This window comes from Microbacterium pseudoresistens (assembly GCF_013409745.1).
GTDB classification, from domain to species: domain Bacteria; phylum Actinomycetota; class Actinomycetes; order Actinomycetales; family Microbacteriaceae; genus Microbacterium; species Microbacterium pseudoresistens.
The window spans coordinates 2,107,439-2,122,671 of sequence record NZ_JACCBH010000001.1; the positions used below are offsets into that span (position 1 = coordinate 2,107,439).

Consider the following 15,233-nt stretch of genomic DNA (forward strand, 5'->3'; position numbering starts at 1 on the left):
CGCCCACTCTGGAGGTCTCATGCTCATCGCCTTCTCCGTCGCCCCGAGCGGCGCGCCCGCCGATGCCATTCCCGCCGCCGATGGCTCGGTGCACGACGCCGTGGCCGCCGCGGTGCGCGTCGTGCGCGAGTCGGGCCTGCCGCACCGCACCACCTCGATGTTCACGGAGGTCGAGGGAGAGTGGGATGAGCTGATGGCCGTCGTCAAGGGCGCGGTCGACGCCGTGCAGCCCTTCGGATCGCGCGTGTCGCTCGTGCTCAAGGCTGACATCCGTCCGGGCCGCACGGGAGAGATCGACGGCAAGATCGAGCGCCTCGAGCGCGCGATCGAAGACGCCGGCGAATGAGCGGTGATCCCGTGCTCGGTGGCACGGCGGTGACCCTGCGCGACGGGACGGGCGGTGTCGAGGTGCTGCTCGTGCGGCGCCCCGACCGCGGTTCATTCGCCGGGGCATGGGTGTTCCCCGGCGGGGTCGCCGAGGAGTCCGATCGGACGCCGGAGACTTCGGAGATCGAGATCGCGCGACGCACGGCGATTCGCGAAACCGAGGAGGAGGTCGGGCTGCGCATCCGAGACCTCGTGCCGCTGTCGTGCTGGAGTCCGCCGCCGGAGGCGCCCAAACGCGTGCGCACCTGGTTCTTCCTCACCGCCGATGCCGAGGGCGATCTGCACTCTGCCGCCGCCGAGGTCGTCGACGCCGTCTGGCTCACCCCTGGAGAGGCGCTCGCGCGTCATGCCGAGGGCGCCCTGTCGCTCTTCCCACCAACGTGGGTGACCCTGCACGGGCTCACGGGGCGCGGGACAGCCGCCGAGGCGCTCGCCGCCGCAGGGGAGCCCGCCCGGTTCCGCACGCGGCTGCGGCACGCGGAGAAGGGGCTCACCTCCGCGGGACAGGTCTTCCTCTGGGAGGGCGACGAGGAGCATCCGGATTCGCCGGGCGCCGTCGGTGCGCGCCACCGGCTGGAGACCGGCGCCGGACCCTGGCGGTACGTGCGCGACTGAGCCCGCTGTCCCCGCCGCCCGCCGCCGAATGTGCGGGATCTCGCCGAATGCGCGGCATATTCGCGGGAACAAGCCGTGCATTCGGCGAGAAGCCGTGCACTCGCGACGGGATCAGCCCTCGAGCAGGCGGCGAAGGTGCCTGCCGACGTCATCGGTCTCGATGAGGAAGCCGTCGTGGCCGAAGTCGCTTGCGAGCACCGCGGCCTCGTTGCCGTCGAGCGTGTCGCGGATGCCGCGGGCGATGCGGTGCTGCCCGTCGACGGGGAACAGCCGGTCGGTGTCGATGCCGAGCACGAGGGTGCGCGCCGTCACGCGGCGCAGCGCATCCTCGACGCCTCCGCGGTCGCGCCCCACGTCGTGCGAGTTCATCGCCTCGACGAGGGTCACGTAGCTGTTGGCGTCGAAACGCCGGGTGAATTTGTTGCCGTGGAAGTCGAGATAGCTCTCCACCGCGAAGCGCCCGCCGCTGCCCAGCGGCGAGACGCCGGACTGCCAGGAGCGCTGGAAGCGCTGGTTGAGCTCGATCGGGCTGCGGTAGTTCAGCAGCGCCATGCGTCGCGCCAGGGCGAGTCCGCGGTGCGGGCCCTCACCGATGTTGGCGTCGTAGTACTCGCCGCCCGCGAAGCGGGGGTCCATCCGCACCGTCTCCAGCTGCACGAAGTTGAGCGCGAGCTGATCGGCTGTGGTGACCGGGGGAGAGGAGAGGATGGCGAGCCGCTCGACGCGATCGGGATGCTCCACCGCCCATTCAAGGGCGTGCATGCCGCCCATCGAGCCGCCGATCACGGCACCCCAGCGGTGGATGCCGAGCTCGTCGGCCAGGAGAGCGTGGGCGGCCACCTGGTCGCGCACCGTGAGGTACGGGAAGCGTGACGCCCACTCGTAGCCGTCGGGGGCGATGCTCGCCGGTCCTGTGGAACCCTGGCACCCGCCGAGCATGTTGGGGGCGACGACGAACCAGCGATCCGTGTCGATGGCTTGCCCGGGGCCGACGATGCCGTCCCACCATCCGCTGGTCGGGTGCCCGGGGCCGGCCTCGCCGATCACGTGGCTGTCGCCGGTGAGCGCATGCAGGACGAGCACGGCGTTGTCGCCCGCGGCGTTTAATTCGCCCCAGGTCTCGAAGGCGAGGCGGATGACCGGCAGCTCTTCGCCGCCCTCGGTGCGGAAAGCGCCGAACGCGGCGAAGGAGCGGTTGCCGGGGGCGTCTCCGTCGCGCCACGCACCCGTGGCAGGGGGTCTGGCGCGAAGCAGGCGCTCGTCCGCGTCGGTCACGCGGGCCGAGGGCACGGTGTCCTCGGATGTCGTCTGCCAGTCCATGCCTCCATTCTCGCCTGCCGTCGCCACGGCGCGGGAAACGTTACGGGGCTGGGTAGGGCACAGGAGTCTGCGTGAAACGCGTCGGATCGCGATGGCGTGCAGCGGAGCCCGGACGAACGGATGCCCCGGACCTCGCAGTCCGGGGCATCCGTTCTCTGAGGAGGAGAGTCAGGCGCGGGCGGCCTCGGAGACCGAGCGCGCGGCGGCCAGGGCCTGCTCGAGGTCGGCCTTAAGGTCGTCGACGTTCTCCAGCCCCACCGACAGGCGCACGAGACCCGGCGTCACGCCGGCCGTGAGCTGCTGCTCCGGGGTGAGCTGCGAGTGCGTCGTCGAGGCGGGGTGGATGACGAGCGAGCGCACGTCGCCGATGTTGGCGAGGTGGCTGAACAGCGACAGGTTGTTGACGAACTCGCGGCCGGCCTCCACGCCGCCCTTCAGTTCGAACGACAGCACAGCGCCGACGCCCTTGGGCGCGTACTCGTTCGCCTTGGCGTACCAGGGCGAGGTGGGCAGGCCGGAGTAGTTGACCGAGGCGACGTCGTCGAGGCCGTCGAGCCACTCGGCGATCTCCTGCGCGTTCTGCACGTGGCGCTCGATGCGCAGCGACAGCGTCTCAACGCCCTGGATGAGGTTCCAGGCGCTCTGCGGCGCGATGGCCGAGCCCAGGTCGCGCAGAAGCTGCACGCGGGCCTTGATGATGTACGCCAGTCCGTCGCCCACCGCGGTGGTGTAGCTCGCGCCGTGGTACGAGGGGTCGGGCTCGGTGAGGCCGGGGAACTTCTCGACGTTCTTGGACCATTCGAACTTTCCGCCGTCGATGACGACGCCGCCGATGGTGGTGCCGTGACCGCCGAGGAACTTGGTGACCGAGTGGACGACGATGTCGGCGCCGTGCTCGAACGGACGGATGAGGTACGGAGTCGCGATCGTGTTGTCGACGATGAGCGGCACGCCGTTCTCGTGGGCGACGTCGGCGACGGCGCGGATGTCGAGCACGTTGATGCGCGGGTTGCCGATGGTCTCGGCGAACAGGAGCTTCGTGTTCGGGCGCACGGCGCGGCGCCACTCCTCGATGTCGTCCTGGTCCTCGACGAAGGTGACCTCGATGCCCAGCTTGGCCAGGGTGTACTTGAAGAGGTTGTAGGTGCCGCCGTAGATCGAGCTGGAGGCGACGAAGTGGTCGCCGGCCTGCGCGATGTTGAGGATCGCGAAGGTCGAGGCGGCCTGCCCGCTGGAGAGCACGAGCGCCCCGGTGCCGCCCTCGAGCGCGGCCAGGCGCTGCTCGAGCACATCCTGCGTGGGGTTCTGGATGCGCGTGTAGATGTTTCCGAACTCGGCCAGCGCGAACAGATTCGCGGCGTGGTCGGCGTTGTCGAAGACGTACGAGGTGGTCTGGTAGATCGGCGTGGCCCGCGACTTCGTCGTCGGGTCGGGCGCGGCGCCGGAGTGGATCTGCTTGGTCTCGAAGCGCCAGTTCTCGGGTGCGGACATGATTCCCCCTGGAAGGTGCGGGCGGTGGTCGGGTGGTCGGGCCCGCGGCGAGCCCGTGATCCGAGACTACGGATCCCGGCCGTTGTCAACAACGAATCGGAAATGTGACGTAACACGCGCGAGGCCGCACGGGTGCCGGTGAGTGGTCGCGGTGCCGATTCGTCGTACGGTGGGGGCATGGCGAATCGCAGAGCCGTCGTGACAGGGGCCAGCACCGGCATCGGAGAGGCGAGCGTGCGCGCGTTGCGCGCGAGCGGATGGGATGTGGTCGGCGTCGCACGCCGGGTCGACCGGCTCGACGCGCTCGCCGCCGAGACCGGGTCGACGGCCTTCGCGGCCGACCTCACGAACGAGGACGACCTGCGGGCCCTCGCCGAGCACCTGCGCGACTCCGGTCCCCTGCACGCCCTCGTGCACGTGGCGGGCGGAGCGCGCGGCACCGAACGCGTCGAAGACGGTGTCGTCGAGGACTGGCGCTGGATGTACGAGGCGAACGTGCTCGCCGCGCAGCGCCTCGTCGCCCTGCTGCTGCCGCAGCTGCGCGCATCCGTGGAAGAGGGCGGCCACGCCGACACGCTGTTCGTCACCTCGACCGCCGCGCAGACCGCGTACCCCGGCGGCGGCGGGTACAACGCCGCCAAGGCGGCGGAATCCATGCTCGTGCACGCCCTCCGCCTGGAGCTCAACGGCGAACCGATCCGCGTCGTCGAGATCGCGCCGGGCATGGTGGCGACCCCGGAGTTCGCCCTCAACCGGCTCGGCGGAGACATCGCCGCGGCCGAGGCGGTGTACTCCGGCGTCGACGCGCCGCTGGTGGCGGCCGACGTCGCCGACGTGATCGGATACGCGCTGAACGCCCCCGGGCACGTCAACCTCGACCTGGTCACGATGCGCCCCGTCGCCCAGTCCGCGACGCACGTGCTGGCCCGCGGTCCGCTGCGCGTGCGCGGCGAGGACTGATCCGGTGGCGCGCACCCTGGCAGAGCTCGCCGCGGACGGACAGATCGACCCGGGATGGGCGGACGCCCTCGCGCCGGCCGGAGGACTCATCGCCGAGCTCGGTGACCGGCTGCGTGCCGAGAATGCGGCCGGTCGCGGCTACCTGCCCGCGGGTGCGAACGTTCTCCGCGCCTTCGCCCGCCCGCTGGCCGACGTTCGGGTGCTCATCGTCGGCCAGGATCCATACCCGACGCCGGGGCATCCCATCGGCCTGTCCTTCGCCGTCGACCGCGATGTGCGCCCGTTGCCCCGTAGCCTGTCGAACATCTACCGCGAGTTGGAGAGCGACCTGGGCATCGCCCCCGCCGCGCACGGTGATCTGTCGTCGTGGAGCGATCAGGGAGTGCTGCTGCTCAACCGGGTGCTCACGGTGCGGCCGGGCACGCCGGCGTCGCACCGGGGCTGGGGCTGGGAGAAGGTCACAGAGCTGGCCATCCGCGCCCTCGTGGCGCGGAGGACCCCGCTGGTGGCCGTGCTGTGGGGAAGGGATGCGGCAGGCCTTCGCCCGATGCTCGGCGAGACGCCGATCGTGGCGTCGGCGCATCCGTCTCCGCTGTCGGCTAGCCGGGGATTCTTCGGGTCGAAGCCCTTCTCGCAGGTCAACGCGCTGCTCGCGCAACAGGGCGCCGACCCCGTCGACTGGACCGTTCGGTGACGGAGGGAGTGCATTTCCGGCCGGCGAGCCCGGACGACCTGATCGCCGTCCGCGACATCTACAACCATTACGTCCGAGAGAGCACGGTCACCTTCGACGAGGTCGAGAGCACGACCGAGTCGTGGCGCGACAAGCACGCGGCGCTCGTCGCGGCGGGGCTGCCCTTTCTCGTTGCGGAGGAGCACGACGGTGTGCTCGGCTACGGGCTCGTGCAGCCGTTCCGCCCGAAGTCGGCGTACCGGTTCACCGTGGAGAACTCGATCTACCTCGCGCCGGAGACCACCGGGCGCGGTGTCGGCGAGGCTCTCCTGCGCGCACTGCTCTCCGCGGCGACGGACGCCGGAGTGCGGGAGGTCGTCGCGGTGATCGAGCCGACATCGGCCGCAGGATCGATCCGGCTGCATCGCAGACTCGGATTCGTCGATGTCGGCACTCTGCAGCGCGTGGGCGTGAAGTTCGGCCGCTCGCTCGACACAGCGATGCTCCAGCTCTCGCTGCCGCGCTGAGCGACGCGGCGGGTCCGGCTAAGCCTGCGGGATGACGGGGATCGCGGCGAGCAGGCGCCTGGTGTATTCCTGCTGCGGCATGTGCAGCACATCATGGGTCGACCCCTGCTCGACGATCCGGCCGTCCTTCATCACCGCCACCGCATCGCAGAGATTCTGCACCACGCCGATGTCGTGCGAGACGAGCACGAGGGTCATCCCGTCGGCGCGCAGCGCGCGCAGCACGTCCAGCACCTGCGCGCGCACCGTGACATCGAGCGCCGAGAGCGGCTCGTCGCCGACGAGGATGCGCGGGCGATGGGCGATCGCCCTGGCCAGGGCGATGCGCTGACGCTGACCGCCGGAGAACTCGTGCGGAAAGCGCTCCGCCATCTCCGCCTCGAGCCCCACCTGCACGAGCACCTCGGCCACGCGGTCGTCGTGGTCGCCGGGGATCCCGAGCGCGCGCAGCGGCTCGGAGACGATCCGTGCGACGTTCTGCCGCGGATCCAGCGAGGCGTGCGGATCCTGGAAGACGAGCCCGGTCTGCCGCCGCAGCCAGTGCAGAGATCGGGCCGATCCGCGCGCATCCACGGGGCGTCCGTCGACCTCCACCGTGCCCGAGGTCGGGCGATCCAGACCCAGGAGCAGGCGCACGAGGGTGGACTTGCCCGATCCGGACTCGCCGATGAGGCCGAGCGCGCTCCCGGCGGCGACGTCGAGGTCGGCGTCGGCCAGCGCGATCGTCCGCCGGGCGGGGGCGAAGGGGTGCGCGCGCGACGCGGGGAAGGTACGGGTCAGCCCCCGCGCACGGATGAGCGGCGCGGTCATGCCGTCTCCGTCCCATCGGGGCGCCACAGCGTGGCGGTGGCGTCGCGCAGCAGGCCCTGCGCCACGACGGATGCGGGGCTGTGCAGCAGCTGCGCGATGGGCGCCTCCTCCACGGTGCGTCCGTCTTCGAGCACCACTGCGTGCGTGGCGACCTGGGCGAGCACGGCGAGGTCGTGCGTGATGAAGATCAACGACATGCCCTCCTGCTCGACCAGCGTGAGGAGCAGTTCGAGGATCTCGGCCTGGATCGTCACATCCAGCGCGGTCGTGGGCTCGTCGGCGATGAGCAGCCGGGGACGCGCGGCCAGCGCCATGGCGATCGCCACGCGCTGACGCTGGCCGCCGGAGAGCTGATGCGGGTAGCGCGCGAGCAGCGACGCCGGGTCGGGCAGGTGCACGCGCTCGGCCTCGGCGATCGCCCGAGTCCTGGCCTCTCGCCGGCTGATCGGCTCATGGATGCGGATGCTCTCGGCGATCTGGCGCCCGGCCGTGCGGATCGGGTTGAGGGCGGTGCGCGGCTCCTGGAACACCATCCCGATCTCGTCGCCGCGCAACTGGGCGAGCTCGCGGTCGGGCAGGCCGATGAGCTCCCGCCCGTTCCAGCGGATGCTGCCGCTCGCGACCGCCCCGTCGGGAAGCAGCCCCATGATCGCCAGCGCCGTGATCGACTTGCCCGACCCGGACTCACCGATCAGGCCCAGCCGCGCACCGTCGGGCACCGAGAACGAGACGTCGTCGACGACGCGGCGCCCGTCGATGTCGATGCAGAGGCCCTCCACCTCGAGGCTCATGCGATCACCGCCGGCACGTGCGAGCGGGCCGCGACCGCGCGCGGGTTGTGCCGCAGGGTCGGGTCGCTCGCCTCGCGGAGACCGTCGCCCAGGAGGTTGAGGGCGAGCACCGTGACCGTGATCGCCAGTCCCGGCCACACGACCGACAGCGGATGCACGGCGATGTAACGCTGCAGGTCGGCGAGCAGGATGCCCCACGATGGGTCGACGACCGAGGCGCCGAAGCCGAGGTAGCTCAAGCCCGCCTCGGCGAGCACGGCCACGGCCATCGACCACGACAGCTGCACGATGAACACCGGGGCGACGTTGGGCAGCAGATGCTGCGCGAGGATCTGCGGGGCGGAGAGCCCGTTGGCGCGCGCGGCGAGCACGAACTCGCTCTGCTGCACGCGGCGCAGCTCGGGCCGTGTGACCCGGGCGATGTTCACGCCGAAGCCGATGCCGACCGACCACACCACAACCCAGAGCGAGCCGCCCCAGACCGAGGAGATCATCATCGCGATGATGAGCACGGGGAAGGCGATGAGGATGTCGACGAGCACGGCCACCGTCTCGCGGATCCCGCGGGCCGTGAGCGCGCCCAGCGCGCCCAGGAGCACGCCGACGAGCGTGGCGACGACCCCCGCACCTACGGCGACGAGCACCGTGGTGCGGGCCCCCGCCATGATCAGGCTCAGGAGGTCGCGACCGGTGCCGTCGGTGCCGAGCAGATGCGGCCATCCCGGCCCGCCCCATCGGGCGGCGATATCGGTGGTACGCGGATCGAACGGCATCCAGACCAGCGAGACGGCGGCGGTGAGCACGACGACGGCGAGCACGATCACACTGAAGCGGCCGCCACCGGACGCCCAGAGGTGACGCCAGGTGCGCAGGCCGCTCGAACGGCGCACGGATGCGGCACGGGTCATGCGCTCTCCCTCTGACGGGGGTCGATGAGGTGATGCACGAGGTCGACGAGGAAGCCGACGACGAGCACGGATCCCGTGAGCACGAGCAGTTCGCTCTGCACCTTGACGAGGTCGCGCGTGCCGACGTCGGCGACGACCATGCGCCCGATACCGGGCAGCGTGAACAGCTGCTCGATGACCACCGAGCCGACGATGAGCCCCGCGATCTGGACGCCGAGCACGGTGAGCACTGAGAGCCCGACCGCGGGCACGCCGTGCAGAATGAGCGCGCGGGCGCGGGTGAGGCCCTTGGCGGCCGCCGTGCGCACGAAGTCCTCGCCGGAGGCCTGCAGGGTCGCGCTGCGCACGAACCGCAGCAGCATGGCGCCCTCGACGACGCCGATCGTGAGCGCGGGCAGCAGCAGCGCCTGCAGCGCCCGGCCCGGGTCGGCCCAGCCGTTGCGCGGGAAGCCTTGCGCGGGCAGCCAGCCCAGCCAGATCGCGAAGACGACGACGAGCATCATGCCGGCCCAGATGACCGGCACGGCCGCAATGGCCTGTGCGGCCACGTTCACGAGGGTGCCGCTGCGGCGACCGCGCAGCAATGCCGTGAGGATGCCGAGCGGCACGCCGATGAGCAGCGCGATGATCAGCGACAGGGCCATCAGCGGAACCGTCACCTGCGCTTTGAGGGCGATCTCCTCGGCGACCGATGCGCCGCTGAGCTGGGAGGTTCCGAGATCGCCGTGGAACAGCCCGCCGATCCACTCGGCGTACTGCACGGGCAGCGGGCGGTTCAGGCCCAGCGCCTCGCGCAGCGCATCCACCTGCGCGGGCGTGGCCTTGCTGCCCGCGATGAGCTGGGCGACGTCTCCCGGGAACACGCGCAGCGCGAGGAAGATCACGGCGCTCGCGACGAGGAGCCCGGCGATCAGCAGGGCTCCTCGTACCAGCGTGTAGCGGATCACGGGATCCGGCGTCCTGGCATGCTCACGTCACGAGGCTACGGCGTCGGGTTGCTACTTCGACAGCGTCACGCCGCGCAGGTCGATCCGTGAGTTGATCGAGTCCTCGGGGAAACCCTGCACCCCGGGTACGAGCGCGGTGATCGTCGCGCCGTTGTACAGCCAGTCGGCGGCGTGATCCTCGGACACCAGCCGGGCGGCCTGCGCGAGCAGCTCGGCGGACTTCTTCTCGTCGGTCTCGGCCTTCGCCTGCGCGTACAGCGACTGCACCTCGGGGTTGTCGTACCCGAAGTAGTAGTCGGGATTGGCGAAGTTCACGAAGTCGCGGGGCTCGACGTGCAGCACGAAGCTGAGGTCGTAGTCCTTGTTCGAGTACACGTCCTCCAGCCAGGTCGCGAACTCGACCGAGTTGACCTTGAGCGTCACGCCGACCTTGGAGAAGTCGGACACGAGCACCTGGGGCACGGTCGTGCCGTAGAAGCTCGGGATCGTCAGGGTGAGCGTGAGATCCTCGTGACCTGCCTCCTTCAGCAGCTCCTTGGCGCGTTCCGGATCGTACGGGGCGATGTCGGAGAGGTCTTCGTATCCCGGATCGAGTTCGGGGATCGGGCCGTACATGGTCTGCCCGGCGCCGACGGCCGCGACCAGGGCGTCGTGATCGATCGCCCGCCGCAGCGCCTCGCGCACGCGCACATCATCGAGCGGCGCCTTGGCGTTGTTGAACGCGAGCGTGCCCTTGTCGGTGGTACGCCCCTCGGTGAGCACGAAGTCGCCGCTCTTCTCCAGCTGCGGGGCGAGGTTCGGATCCACGGCGGTCAGCACGTCGAGGCTGCCGTCGAGGGCTGCGTTCACCCCGGCCGTGAAGTCGGGGATGTAGTCGAGCACGACCTCGCCGACGCCGGCCTTCTCGCCCCAGTAGGCGTCGTTGCGGTTGAGGCTGATGGAGCTGCCCTTGCGCCACGTTCCCAGCGTGAACGGCCCCGTGCCGTTGGCGGCGGCCTTCAGATCGGTCGTGTCGCCGTTCTGGAAGACGAGCCCGGCCGGACCGGTGAGGCTGAAGAGGAAGTTCTGATCCGGCGCGGTCAGGGTGATGACGACGGTGCTGGCATCGGGGGCGGCGATGGAGGCGACTCCGGCGAGCTCGGAGTGCCCCTGCATCGACTCGTCGTCCCTCACTGCCTGCAGCGAGGCGACGACATCGGCCGAGGTGAGCGGGGTGCCGCTGTGGAAGACGATGCCGTCGTTCAGCGTGAATGTGTAGGTGAGCCCGTCGTCGGAGACCGTGTACGACGAGGCCAGCCGCTCAGTGATCTCGTTGCCCTGGGTGCGGGTGACCAGTCCCTCGTAGACGTTGTCGATGAGGAGCTGCTCCAGCGCCGCGCCGCTGGTGTGGCGGATGTCGAGGTTTGTCGGCTCGAGCACGAGCCCGACGGTGAGCGTCGCATCGGGATCGACGGTTCCGGTCGGTTCGGGGCTCGCGGAGCCCGCGCACCCGCTCAGCGCCAGGGCGGCGGCCAGGCCGGTGATCAGGGCGAGGCTCGCGGATCGGCGGGTCATGGAGTGATCCTCTCGGTGGGGTGGGGCTGCTCAGTGGAATCGGGCTGTACGGCGGCGCGGATGATCTCGGCGAGTTCGCGAGCCGCGGTCTCCTGCGCGTTGTGCGGCGCATCCACGCTGAGGACGGCGGCGTCGGGCAGTCGCCGTGCGAACTCGTCAGCATCGCCGGCGGACACGAAGCCCTGCTCGGCGCGCACGAGCGTGATCGGCGCGGTGACGGCAGCCAGGTCGTCCCATCCGCTGTCGCGCAGCACCGGCGCGGCTCCGGGGCTTGCCTGCGGTGCGGTGTCGGCGGGGGAGGGAGCGGCGAAGGCGCGCGAGGCGAGCCGGGCGAAATGGTGCTTCCACTCGACTCGCCCGTCGTCGCGGATGCGGCTGTTCAGGAAGACACCGCGTTCGGTGTTCGCGCGGTTGCCGCCGAGCCCGAAGCTCAACGCGTGCTCGACGAGCTCCTCGCGGGAGGCGAAGTCGGTCACCGCGTAGAACGCGCGCAGGGCGGCGGGACCGCCCGAGGTGTCGATACCGGGTGTGATGTCGATGATGACGAGCTCGCGCACGAGGTCGGGCCGCTCGGCCGCGAGCGCTGCGCCGGTGAGGCCGCCCAGCGATTGACCGACGACGATCTGCGGCTGCTCCGTCCACTCGTCCAGTCCTGCGGCGACGTCGGCGGCGAGGGAGCCGCCGGCGTAGTCGGCGTCGTCCTTCCACGACGAGTCGCCGTGCCCCGGCAGATCGATGGCGAGGGCGGGCAGGCCCAGGGCGAGGATCGTGGCATCCCACGTGTGCGCGTTCAGCCCGGCGCCGTGCAGGAAGGTCACGAGGGGAGGGTCGTCGCCGAAGCGGAGCGCGCTCAGTTCGCGGTCGTCGGCGAGCGTCATCGTGGATCGTCGGACGTGGGGCACGGTCGCGGACAGCTCATCCGCCTGGCGCGCGAGGAAGGAGAATTCCGTCGTCTCTGTGGGCACGCGCTCATTCTGCTCCTGCGCGAGGGGGCGCGTGAAACCGTCTAGCAGATTGCCAACTCATGACCGTAACAGTTTGCAAATATGACAATGCATAAGGGGGTTTCTCTGTGCATTCAGGATTCTTCCTGAACTCGTGGCCGGACCTTCCTCGATCCGAGCCGACGAGAGGCCGGCTGGGTAGGCTGGCGGCATGAGCGAGACGCGTGTGCACCTGTCCAGGACCGAGCCGAGCGCTTACCGCGCCCTCGACGAGTTCTCCAAGACCGTGGGCGGGATCTGCGACGAGGCGGGCATCGATGCCCGGCTACGCGAGCTCGTGCTCATCCACTGCTCCCAGCTCAACGGCTGCGCGTACTGCACTCGCATCCACGTCGACCGCGCCACCGAGGCGGGTGTCGACGTCGACACCCTGACCCAGATCCCCGCGTGGCGGGAATCGGGCGTGTTCTCGGATCGCGAGTGCGCCGCTCTCGAGCTCGCCGAGGCCTTCACCTTCATCCACGACGAGGGGGTTTCGGACGAGGTGTACAACAAGGTGGGCAGCGTCTTCACCGAGAAAGAGTACGCCGCGCTCAGCTGGCTGTGCGTCTCGATCAACGCCTTCAACCGCATCGTCGTGGCGGGTCGCTATCCCGTTCCGCCGCGCACCGCATCGTGAGCGTGCTCGAGCTTCCCGGCGCCGTCAACCTCCGCGACGTCGGCGGCATCCCCGTCGGCGATGGGCGCATCCGCAGCGGGGTGCTCTTCCGCTCCGGTCAGCTCGCCGGGCTCACGATCGAGGGCGGCACGATGCTGCGCGCGCGCGTGCGACGGATCGTCGACCTCCGCGATGATGTCGAGGTGCGTCATCAGCCGTCGGCGCTGCAGGGTGTCGCCATCACCCGGGTGCCGCTGTTCCTCGGATCGGTGGCATCGTTCTTCACCGACGATGTGAGCCTGGAAGGGATGTACCGCGGCCTCATCGAGCAGTCCGCACACCGGCTGGTCGAGGTTGTGCGCGTGATCGCCGCCGGAGAGCCGACGCTCGTGCACTGCACGGCGGGCAAGGATCGCACGGGCGTGAGCATCGCCTTGGCGCTGTCCGCAGTGGGTGCCGATCGCGACGCGGTCGTCGCGGACTACGCGCTGACCGAGACCCTCATGCCGCCGGAGCGTCGCAGCCAGATCGAAGCGCGCGTGCTTGCTCAGCATCCTGAGGCGCGAAACGCCGCGGCGCTGGCCACGCGCTCGCCCGCCCCGATCATGCAGGCGCTGCTGGACGAGATCGATCGGAACCACGGCTCCGCGGCGCAGTATCTGCTTGATGCCGGTCTCAGCGCCGCAGAGCTGAGGGAACTGACCGCGGCGCTCGTGGACTGAGCTGCGACGATTCGTCGGACAGACGATTCGCCGGACAAGGGGTGATTCGGATAGACAAGGTTAGGCAACCCTTTGCGTGGTGCTATCCTGGATTCACCATGACATACCCCGCACCGACCGCCACGAGCATTCGCGCCCAGCGCCGCGCGTCTCGTCGGCGTCCGCGGGCGCAGCACCTGGTCACCGCCGATGAGAACTCGCTGGTCGAGCTCGAGGCGCTCATCGCGACTCTGCCTCTGTGCGCCACGGGTCGCGTGTTCGTCGAGGTCGCCGATGCCGACCAGATCGCCGCGATCGCCGTTCCGCCGCGGATGACGATCACCTGGCTGCCGCGTGCCTCGCGCTCGGGTGAGCCGGGCAGCAGCCGTCGATGTGCGACCGGTGCCGCGCTCACACGCGCCGTCACCGCGTGGGCCGACGAGATGCTCTGCGATGCGGATGAGGATGCGCAGCGAGACACCCCGGAGACTCACGTCACGCTGTTGGGCGGCTACCTCGGCACCGCCGACATCGTCGACCACCTGAAAGACCTCGGAGTGGATCCCGCGGCGATCCACGCGCCCGAGCGCTACGGCCTGAGCGTCTGACGACGCTGCCGAGGGAGGTAGTTCCCGTCGGCGAGCCCCGCTTCGATCTCGAAGCGGTTCTGCAGCGGATCCCTTCCAGCCAGGGCGTACAGGACCGGCATGGCAGCGCCGTAGCGCAGCCACTGCGCCTTGTGCACGCGCTCGTGGCGGAGCATCCGTTCATCGGGTTCGGCATCACCGGTGAGGAAGCAGCCGCCCACGCACACGCCGCCGCGGCCGAAGGTCCATTCCGGCATGCCGCGGAACACCCACAGACCTTCGCGCCGTTTGATCGGACCGGTGCTCCACAGGCCGCCCCAGATCCAGCCGACGGCCGTGCCCCACAGGTACCCGAGCCGGGTGAGCGGGGAGCGCAACAGGAATGACGGGATGCGCCGGTCGAACCGGCGCCCGCGGGCGAGGATCTCGTCGGCGCGGGCGTGGATCGTCTCGAGCGGCGTCGTGTCGCCGGATCGTGAGGAGGAGTCGGTCATGCCACCGCGCCGATCAGGCGCAGCACGGCGCCGAGGTCATCGACGGCGGCGACGGGGGAGCGCGGGGCGAAGCCCGCGATGGTGGCGCCGGCGATCGGCGCCCGCGCGCGCACGGCGCGCAGGGCCGCGACGAGGTCGGCCACGGCGATTCCGAACGGGGCGGGGGCGGAGACCCCGGCGAACTCGGCGGGATCGATGACATCGACGTCGATGTGCACGTACACGCGTGCGGCGCCGGTGGCGGCGACAGCATGGGCGAGGACATCGGGGCTCGTCAGATCGTCGACGCGGGTGATTCCGGACCCGGTCAGGTGGTCCTCCTCGGCGTCTTCCGCGACGCGTGCACCGACGAGGATCACCCGATCCGGCGAGAGGCCGGCGCGACCCGGCAACGGGGAGTCGGGATCGCCGAGGGCGGCCCGCAGCGCCATGCCGGAGTACGCGCCCGACGGCGAGGTCGCGGGGGTGTGCAGATCGGGATGCGCATCGCACCAGATCAGGGCGACGTCGTCGAGTGCGCCGGGGAGGGCGCCGATCGCGCCCACGCTCACACCGCAGTCGCCGCCGATCGCGACCACCGGCTCGTTCGCGGTCCGCACGGCGTCTTCGACCAGAGCGCGGATCCGTCGCAGGCTGCTCAGGCGTTGCACGGCGGTGCCCTCGGTGTCGCCCGCTTCGAGCGGGATGTCGAGCACCGTCGTGTGGGCGCGGGGAAGGTCACCGGCGATCGCCGAGGCGCCGTCGGTGAGCAGCATCGCCCGCGCGGCGGGGGAGCCCTGCCACTGCGGTACGACGACGAAGCGGGTCATGGTGTCATCCGTGGGTCGGGACGGAGGAAGGCGGATGCCGCGGCTCGCGCCGACGGC

The 15,233-nt window shown here is 70.5% G+C and carries 18 protein-coding genes; 8 read left to right on the forward strand and 10 right to left on the reverse strand.

Annotated elements, in window-relative coordinates:
* Positions 1-19 precede the first annotated feature (19 nt).
* Both BKA02_RS10380 and BKA02_RS10385 read left to right on the forward strand, forming a co-directional pair.
* Complete coding sequence (locus BKA02_RS10380) at positions 20-346, forward strand: thiamine-binding protein (RefSeq protein WP_179433793.1); 327 nt, start codon at positions 20-22, stop codon at positions 344-346.
* Positions 343-1,002, forward strand: coding sequence for an NUDIX domain-containing protein (locus BKA02_RS10385; protein WP_179433794.1), 660 nt, complete (start codon positions 343-345; stop codon positions 1,000-1,002). Before BKA02_RS10380 ends, BKA02_RS10385 begins: the two co-directional genes overlap by 4 nt.
* Positions 1,003-1,113: 111 nt before the next feature.
* Here the strand turns inward: BKA02_RS10385 and metX are convergent, their stop codons facing one another.
* Together metX and BKA02_RS10395 are read right to left on the reverse strand one after the other, a co-directional pair.
* Positions 1,114-2,322, reverse strand: a complete 1,209-nt coding sequence (gene metX / locus BKA02_RS10390) for a homoserine O-acetyltransferase MetX (RefSeq protein ID WP_179433796.1) — start codon at positions 2,320-2,322, stop codon at positions 1,114-1,116.
* Positions 2,323-2,490: 168 nt separating this feature from the next.
* Positions 2,491-3,813 (reverse strand): bifunctional o-acetylhomoserine/o-acetylserine sulfhydrylase, encoded by a 1,323-nt coding sequence (locus tag BKA02_RS10395; protein WP_179433798.1) that lies wholly within the window; start codon positions 3,811-3,813, stop codon positions 2,491-2,493.
* 177 nt (positions 3,814-3,990) lie between these two features.
* Here BKA02_RS10395 and BKA02_RS10400 point away from each other — a divergent pair, with 177 nt between their 5' ends.
* From BKA02_RS10400 to BKA02_RS10410, 3 genes are read left to right on the forward strand one after another with little or no spacing between them, the layout of a single operon-like run.
* Positions 3,991-4,773, forward strand: coding sequence for an SDR family oxidoreductase (locus BKA02_RS10400; RefSeq protein ID WP_179433800.1), 783 nt, complete (start codon positions 3,991-3,993; stop codon positions 4,771-4,773).
* Positions 4,774-4,777: 4 nt separating this feature from the next.
* Entirely contained in the window at positions 4,778-5,467 is a 690-nt protein-coding gene (locus BKA02_RS10405; RefSeq protein ID WP_179433802.1) for a uracil-DNA glycosylase, read from the forward strand.
* Positions 5,464-5,973, forward strand: coding sequence for a GNAT family N-acetyltransferase (locus BKA02_RS10410; protein WP_179433804.1), 510 nt, complete (start codon positions 5,464-5,466; stop codon positions 5,971-5,973). Before BKA02_RS10405 ends, BKA02_RS10410 begins: the two co-directional genes overlap by 4 nt.
* An 18-nt stretch (positions 5,974-5,991) precedes the next feature.
* Here BKA02_RS10410 and BKA02_RS10415 read toward each other — a convergent pair whose 3' ends face one another.
* The 6 genes from BKA02_RS10415 to BKA02_RS10440 are packed head-to-tail and all read right to left on the reverse strand — an operon-like array spanning position 5,992 to position 11,948.
* Entirely contained in the window at positions 5,992-6,783 is a 792-nt protein-coding gene (locus tag BKA02_RS10415; protein WP_179433806.1) for an ABC transporter ATP-binding protein, read from the reverse strand.
* A complete protein-coding gene (locus BKA02_RS10420; RefSeq protein ID WP_179433808.1) occupies positions 6,780-7,574 on the reverse strand; it encodes an ATP-binding cassette domain-containing protein in 795 nt (264 codons plus the stop codon). The genes BKA02_RS10415 and BKA02_RS10420 overlap by 4 nt, the downstream gene beginning before the upstream one ends.
* Positions 7,571-8,482: an ABC transporter permease gene (locus BKA02_RS10425; RefSeq protein WP_179433810.1), complete on the reverse strand. Its 912-nt coding sequence runs from the start codon at positions 8,480-8,482 to the stop codon at positions 7,571-7,573. Before BKA02_RS10425 ends, BKA02_RS10420 begins: the two co-directional genes overlap by 4 nt.
* Positions 8,479-9,429 (reverse strand): ABC transporter permease subunit, encoded by a 951-nt coding sequence (locus BKA02_RS10430; RefSeq protein ID WP_179433812.1) that lies wholly within the window; start codon positions 9,427-9,429, stop codon positions 8,479-8,481. The genes BKA02_RS10425 and BKA02_RS10430 overlap by 4 nt, the downstream gene beginning before the upstream one ends.
* Before the next feature lie 51 nt (positions 9,430-9,480).
* A complete protein-coding gene (locus tag BKA02_RS10435) occupies positions 9,481-10,983 on the reverse strand; it encodes an ABC transporter substrate-binding protein (RefSeq protein WP_179433814.1) in 1,503 nt (500 codons plus the stop codon).
* Entirely contained in the window at positions 10,980-11,948 is a 969-nt protein-coding gene (locus BKA02_RS10440) for an alpha/beta fold hydrolase (RefSeq protein WP_343045392.1), read from the reverse strand. Before BKA02_RS10440 ends, BKA02_RS10435 begins: the two co-directional genes overlap by 4 nt.
* A 190-nt stretch (positions 11,949-12,138) precedes the next feature.
* Here BKA02_RS10440 and BKA02_RS10445 point away from each other — a divergent pair, with 190 nt between their 5' ends.
* The 3 genes from BKA02_RS10445 (at position 12,139) to BKA02_RS10455 (ending at position 13,894) form a co-directional block, all read left to right on the forward strand.
* On the forward strand, positions 12,139-12,606 hold the full coding sequence (locus BKA02_RS10445) for a carboxymuconolactone decarboxylase family protein (RefSeq protein WP_179433816.1): 468 nt from the start codon (positions 12,139-12,141) through the stop codon (positions 12,604-12,606).
* A gap of 2 nt (positions 12,607-12,608) precedes the next feature.
* Entirely contained in the window at positions 12,609-13,307 is a 699-nt protein-coding gene (locus BKA02_RS10450) for a tyrosine-protein phosphatase (RefSeq protein WP_343045393.1), read from the forward strand.
* 98 nt (positions 13,308-13,405) lie between these two features.
* The gene (locus tag BKA02_RS10455) at positions 13,406-13,894 is read left to right on the forward strand and encodes an SIP domain-containing protein (RefSeq protein WP_179433820.1); all 489 of its coding nucleotides are present in this window, start codon (positions 13,406-13,408) and stop codon (positions 13,892-13,894) included.
* Here BKA02_RS10455 and BKA02_RS10460 read toward each other — a convergent pair.
* Together BKA02_RS10460 and BKA02_RS10465 are read right to left on the reverse strand one after the other, a co-directional pair.
* Positions 13,876-14,367, reverse strand: coding sequence for a Fe-S oxidoreductase (locus BKA02_RS10460; RefSeq protein ID WP_218844527.1), 492 nt, complete (start codon positions 14,365-14,367; stop codon positions 13,876-13,878). The two genes, BKA02_RS10455 and BKA02_RS10460, sit on opposite strands and share 19 nt — an antisense overlap.
* Positions 14,364-15,176 (reverse strand): arginase family protein, encoded by an 813-nt coding sequence (locus BKA02_RS10465; RefSeq protein ID WP_179433822.1) that lies wholly within the window; start codon positions 15,174-15,176, stop codon positions 14,364-14,366. The genes BKA02_RS10460 and BKA02_RS10465 overlap by 4 nt, the downstream gene beginning before the upstream one ends.
* Between the last annotated feature and the right edge of the window lie 57 nt (positions 15,177-15,233).